This window comes from Cellulophaga geojensis KL-A, from assembly GCF_000568425.1.
In the GTDB taxonomy this organism is placed as follows: domain Bacteria; phylum Bacteroidota; class Bacteroidia; order Flavobacteriales; family Flavobacteriaceae; genus Cellulophaga; species Cellulophaga lytica.
On sequence record NZ_ARZX01000017.1, the window covers coordinates 89,744 to 95,895 of the forward strand.

Below are 6,152 nucleotides of genomic sequence, written 5' to 3' on the forward strand. Positions count from 1 at the left end.
CATTCAAAAAAAATAGAGTACCATTAAACTTTTGTTAATTTGTACCCAGAAAACTAAAAAACTGAAAAGAGTATACTGTATGAAAAATCTATTATTAGCAAGCACATCTACCTTATTTGGAGAGAATTACTTAGAGTACCTGTTAGATGATGTTGCTTTATTTTTTAAAGATGTAGATACCATAACATTTATACCTTTTGCACGGCCTGGTGGTATTAGCCATGACAATTACACTGCTATTGCTGCAAAAGCATTTGCAAAAATTGATAAAAAAATAGTAGGCTTACATACGTACCCAACTGCACAAGAAGGTATAAACCAGTCCCAAGCTTTTTTCTGTGGTGGCGGCAATACTTTTTTACTTGTACAGCAATTGTATGCACAAAATGCTATGCAACACTTACAAGAGCATATTACCAACGGAAAACCTTATATGGGCACAAGTGCTGGCAGTAACATTGCAGGCGTTAGTATGCATACTACTAATGATATGCCCATTGTTTACCCTCCTAGTTTTGCAACAATGCAACTGGTACCTTTTAACATAAATGCACATTATTTAGATCCGGACCCTAATAGCAAACACAACGGTGAAACTAGAGAAACACGCTTAAAAGAGTTTCACGTATTTAATACCACACCAGTAGTTGGACTAAGAGAAGGTAGTTTTTTATTAGTTAACAACAACACTATTAGCCTAAAAGGTAAACATACCGCTCGTATTTTTGAACCACAAAAAGCTCCTTACGAGAGTAAAACAATTCAATTTTAAACATTAAGTATTACATAGATGTCATTTATAGGACAAAAATTGTCTTTTAACCACTGTTTTAGGTGGTAACACATCTTTACCATATTTTTGTTTGTAATGCATAATTGCATATTATAACACCCCTACTATATGAAAAAATTAATTTTTGGATTATTTTTAAGTACCTGCCTATTTACTAGCATACAAGCACAAGTAAAAATTGGCGAAAATCCTGAAAACCTTCATTTTAACTCGGTTTTAGAACTAGAGAGCACAAGTAAAGCTTTAGTTATTACAAGGATGTCTACCCTACAAATGAATGCTATAACACCACTAAACGGTGCTGTTATTTACAATACAGACACTAGGTGTTTGCACTATTATAATGATACCGAATGGATAAACTTATGTGAAGCAGAAAATGCTGGCAATATTAATTTGGTAGATAATGGTGATAATACCTACACCTTTACAAATGCTGCTGGTAACGATATTACGTTTGAAACCCCTGCTTTTACAAGCAACCATACAGGTTCTGGTGGTGTAGGTTTTTCTAGTGGCATAAAAATAACAGACGATGGTAATACGGTTAATATAGAAGTAGACCAAATACACGGTGACTCTATATTAAACGAAACTATTGGTAGAACTAAAATTGCAGATGATGCTATTGGTGTAGATGAGTTAGGAGACACAAGTGTAAATACAAATAATCTTATAGACGAGTCGGTTACACCCGTAAAAATACAACCTAGTGCAACACCAAACCAAGTTTTAAAAACAAATGCTACAGGTACCAATGTAGAATGGGGAACGTTAGACGCTACTAACATTGCAGGACAAGATTTAACTGTTGATGCTTCTTTAGAATTTACGGGTAGTACAACTGGTGTTGGGGCACTTTTAGAAACTGTTGGCATATCTGTTGCTGATGGAGGAATTACAGATGCTAAATTAGCTGCAGATGCCGTTACTACAGCTAAAATAGTAGATGCAAATGTTACTACTGTTAAAATTGCCGCAGATGCCATTGAAAATACAAAACTAGCGGATGATGCTGTACAAACTGAAAATATTTTAGATGGTACAATAACAACATTGGATATTGCTGATGATGCAGTAACGGCTGTAAAAATAAATACAGATGTTGCTGGTTCTGGATTAACTAAAAATATAGCTACTGGTGCTTTAGATGTAGATGTTGCTGCATTAACTGGAGATGGTAACATTACGTCTACCGATTTAAATGTTACAGGTGGTGCAAATGCAGCTTTAAATGACGTTACTTTAGAGATTAACCCAAGTGCTGTTGGTGCAAACGAACTTGCTGATGATGCAGTAACAACAGTAAAAATAGTAGATGCAAATGTTACTACTGTTAAGATTGAAGATGATGCTATTGAAAATACTAAACTAGCGGATGATGCTGTACAAACAGAAAATATTTTAGATGGCACAATAGCAACACTAGATATTGCTGATGATGCAGTAACTGCTATAAAAATAAATACAGATGTTGCTGGTTCTGGATTAACTAAAAATACAACTACTGGTGCTTTAGATGTAGATGTAACTGCCTTAACGGGTGATGGTAACATTACTTCTACAGACTTAAATGTTACAGGTGGTACAAATGCAGCTTTAAATGACGTTACTTTAGAAATTAACCCAAGTGCTGTTGGTGCTAATGAAATTGCTGATGGTGCAGTAACAACTACCAAAATAGCAGATGCAAATGTTACACTAACAAAATTAGCCGATGGTACTACACTAGGACAATTAATGCAATGGGATGGCACAAATTGGGTTTTAGTTGATGCTGCTACCTTAACTACTGCAGAAACAGATGGTATAATTGGTAACGAAGTTACTGGCCCAACAGATGGCACACTTGCTGTTTCTGGTACAGGAACTGTTACAGATCCATTAACACTAGATGTTAGTGCAGGCGGAATTAATACGGATGAACTAGCTACAGATGCAGTTACTACAGATAAAATTACTGATGCAAATGTTACTAGAGACAAAATTGCAAACGCAGCAATTGATGATAATAAATTAGACAAAGCAACTATTTCTTTATCAGGCTTTGCTGTTCCAACGGGCGACTTATCTATAGGCTCACAAAAACTAACCAACGTTTTAGACCCTACTGATGCACAAGATGCAGCAACAAAGTTTTATGTAGATGATGCCATATCAACTGCTGGAACAGCAGCTACAGCTGCTTTAGCTGCCGAAACTACAAGAGCTACAAATGCAGAAAATGCAAATGCCACTAACATTACGAACAACGATACAGATATTACTGCTTTACAGAATGATAAAGAAAATTTAAGTAATAAATCTGACGCAGTTGACTTAGGAGCTGCTTCACCTTCATCAACATTATACCCTACACAAAATGCTGTTAAAACATATGTGGACACGGAAGTTGCTACTATTGGAAATTTGGAGACAAGAGATATGACTCAATCAGCTCCAACAAGAACTTATAATTTAAATGGAAATGATTTTGCCTTCACTGGAAGTGGAAATGTTGGCATTGGAACTAGTTCGCCAACTAGTAAATTACAAGTATCAGGAGAAATAAGATCTGAAAGTTTTGCTTCTTCACAAGGTACTGCGAACACACCTGCTTATAGCTTCTACACAGGAGGTGATACCAACACTGGTATGTATAGGCCAGCAGCCGATGAAATTGGTTTTTCTGTTGGAGGCACACAAGCTCTTAAAATTGAAGAGGACTCAGGTGATACAAACGTTACTGTAAACGGTGCTTTTTCAACACGAATTAGAAATATTGATACAGGTACAACAGCTGTTCTTGAGGTTGATGAACACACCGTTATTTTTTCAGGACTTGTAACGAATGTTACTTTTCCTGCATCTGCTAGTTTAGGTCAAGTATTAATTTTGAAAAACTTAACTGGTGGGAACATTGCTATTACTCCAGCAGTCTCTTACATTCCTTCTGCTAGTCCAACTCCAATATCAACACTACCTGTAGGTGTTACTCAATTGCAATATGACGGTACTAACTGGCAACAAATAAACTAGTATGAAAAACTTACTTTACATATTTTTATGTTGTAGTTCTGTTGCCGTAGCACAAAATGCTATGTATAACAATGGTAGCATACGCATACATGATACTGGTACACTTGGGTTGCACACCAACCTAATTAACAACGCTCCTTTTCAGGATAATTTAGGTACACTTGGTTTTTATGGTCAAGTAACAACTAGTGTTACTGGCGCGTTTATTCCTGTTTTTTATGATGTAGAAATGTACAAGCCTTTTAGTGCTGCTATTTTAGAGACTTCTATTACTGCTACTAATGCTTTAAATTTAGTAGATGGCGACTTTGTTACCTACCGTAACAACCCATTAGAAAACTTAAAACTTACTCAAAATGCATTTACGGTTGGCGAGTCCAACCTATCTAAAGTAGATGGGTATATGCTAGTAGAACAAAAACAAAATTTCTTTTTTACCGTAGGTGATTCTGGTTACATTAGACCTTTAACATTACAGTCTCAAAGCGAAAATGTCACCGCCAAATGTGCTTACTTTTTTGAAGATCCAAATTTGCCATCAACCTTTACAACTAGTTTTAACACCAATAATAAAGAAAAAGAAGTTAGAGCTGTGAGCACTACTGAGTTTTGGGATATAGATAGTAGCCTACCATCTACCGTTAGTATCTCTTGGAACAACCGTAGCAATATTGCAAACCTAGTAGATGAGTATTATCAAGTAGGTATTGCCGGTTGGCACAGAACTCAAAGAAGGTGGGTTAATTTAGGTAGTGTAGATCCTATTGGAGACCTTAACCAAGGTGCAGTTACATCTGAAACCTTTGTACCTAATGATTATGAAGTTATTACATTGGCTAAAATGGCTGTTGCAACAGAATTATTAGATTTAGATAATTACTACGTAAGTCCTAATGGAGATGGTATAAATGACAATCTTGTAATACCAGAGCTAGAAGAATCTCCAAACAATCGTCTTCGTATTTACGACAGAAACGGACTTAAGGTATTTGAAAAAGACAATTACAACGGTGAATTTAATGGTTACAGCAATACAAGCAATACTATTTACCAAAGAAATGCAGGCTTACCTAGTGGCATATATTTTTACTTGGTCTTTTTAGATGATCTTCAACTAGAATACCAAGGCTTTTTATACCTCACAGACACAGGCAATTAAAAATTTAAGTTAACAAATCATTACTATTTATTACATAAAACAGATCCTTAAGGGTCTGTTTTTTTGTTTTACAATTTTCGCTAACCTATCAATATCAACTGGTTACAGAGAAATACAGCCACAATTCAAAATAAAATAGTAAGAAAATAAGTCTATTAAAATACGTAAAAACCACACTTTTTATTGTATTTTTATAATAAAACCAAACTTAACTCTACAAAAGATAAGGTCTTAAAACAGTTACAGGTGTACCCAACCATATATCTATAAGTAGCTGTCACGCATACAATAAAGGTTGTTTTACAACAAACTTTACCTTTCAAGTATTTATTTTTTTAATTTACAACTGTTAACTATTACGTATACTTATGAAAATCAACAAATTATTATTAATCAGTTTTTTTGCTTTAGCTCAATACTCTTTTGGGCAAGTAAAAATAGGTAATGATATAAATACTATTCACTCCTCCTCCATACTAGAGTTAGAAAGTACAGACAAAGTATTAATATTAACTAGGGTTACTAATGCTCAAATGGCAGCTATTACACCTTTAACGGGTGCTATGGTTTACAACACAGATGAAAATTGTATGTTTCAATACAACGGAATTCTATGGCAATCTTTATGTGACACTAGTTCTTTTAATGAAACAAATACTGTTATTTTTGATAATAACGATGGTACGTTTTCCTACACAAATGAAAATAACGTTACGGTAACCATTACAAAATCTCAATTAACAGATAACGGAGACGGAACTTTTAGTTACGCTAATGGCAATGGTACTCCAGTAAATTTTACAGGAACTGATAGCCAAGCTATTAGCACAGATGGAACATCTGGTAATCTAACTTTAGAAAATGGTGGCTCTGTAGTTTTAAATGTTGATGACGCGGATGCGGATGCCTCTAACGAAATAAACACAGGATTTACTTTAAACGGTACTGCTTTAGAAATTACAGATGCAGACGGAACATTGTCGCAAGATTTAGACGGAACTTTTGTTACGGAAACCGAATTAACAGCTAACAATACGGCAACTACAAACGCTATTAATGCAGTACAAGCAGATGTTGATACCAACGAAACTGCGGCAACTAACGCAATTGCTGCGGTACAGACTGATGTTGACGCAAACGAAACAGCAGCCACTAACGCTATTACAGCTTTACAAAATGATA

General features: G+C 35.2%; 4 protein-coding genes. All 4 read left to right on the plus strand.

Translation table 11 applies throughout. The features are described from left to right. The first annotated feature begins 79 nt into the window (after window positions 1-79). Window positions 80-772, plus strand: coding sequence for a dipeptidase PepE (pepE, locus tag KLA_RS12775; protein WP_034646268.1), 693 nt, complete (start codon window positions 80-82; stop codon window positions 770-772). A 129-nt stretch (window positions 773-901) separates the two neighbouring features. Continuing rightward, window positions 902-3,811: a beta strand repeat-containing protein gene (locus tag KLA_RS12780; protein WP_034646269.1), complete on the plus strand. Its 2,910-nt coding sequence runs from the start codon at window positions 902-904 to the stop codon at window positions 3,809-3,811. 1 nt (window position 3,812) lies between these two features. Next, on the plus strand, window positions 3,813-4,970 hold the full coding sequence (locus KLA_RS12785) for a gliding motility-associated C-terminal domain-containing protein (RefSeq protein ID WP_034646270.1): 1,158 nt from the start codon (window positions 3,813-3,815) through the stop codon (window positions 4,968-4,970). Between the two features lie 368 nt (window positions 4,971-5,338). After that, on the plus strand, window positions 5,339-6,152 hold an 814-nt coding region (locus KLA_RS12790; protein ID WP_034646271.1), incomplete at its 3' end, for a hypothetical protein.

Excerpts from the sequence above, each read along its gene's own strand:
- pepE (WP_034646268.1), top strand. The coding sequence starts at position 80 with ATGAAAAATCTATTATTAGCAAGCACATCTACCTTATTTGGAGAGAAT.
- KLA_RS12780 (WP_034646269.1), top strand. The coding sequence starts at position 902 with ATGAAAAAATTAATTTTTGGATTATTTTTAAGTACCTGCCTATTTACT.
- KLA_RS12785 (WP_034646270.1), top strand. The coding sequence starts at position 3,813 with ATGAAAAACTTACTTTACATATTTTTATGTTGTAGTTCTGTTGCCGTA.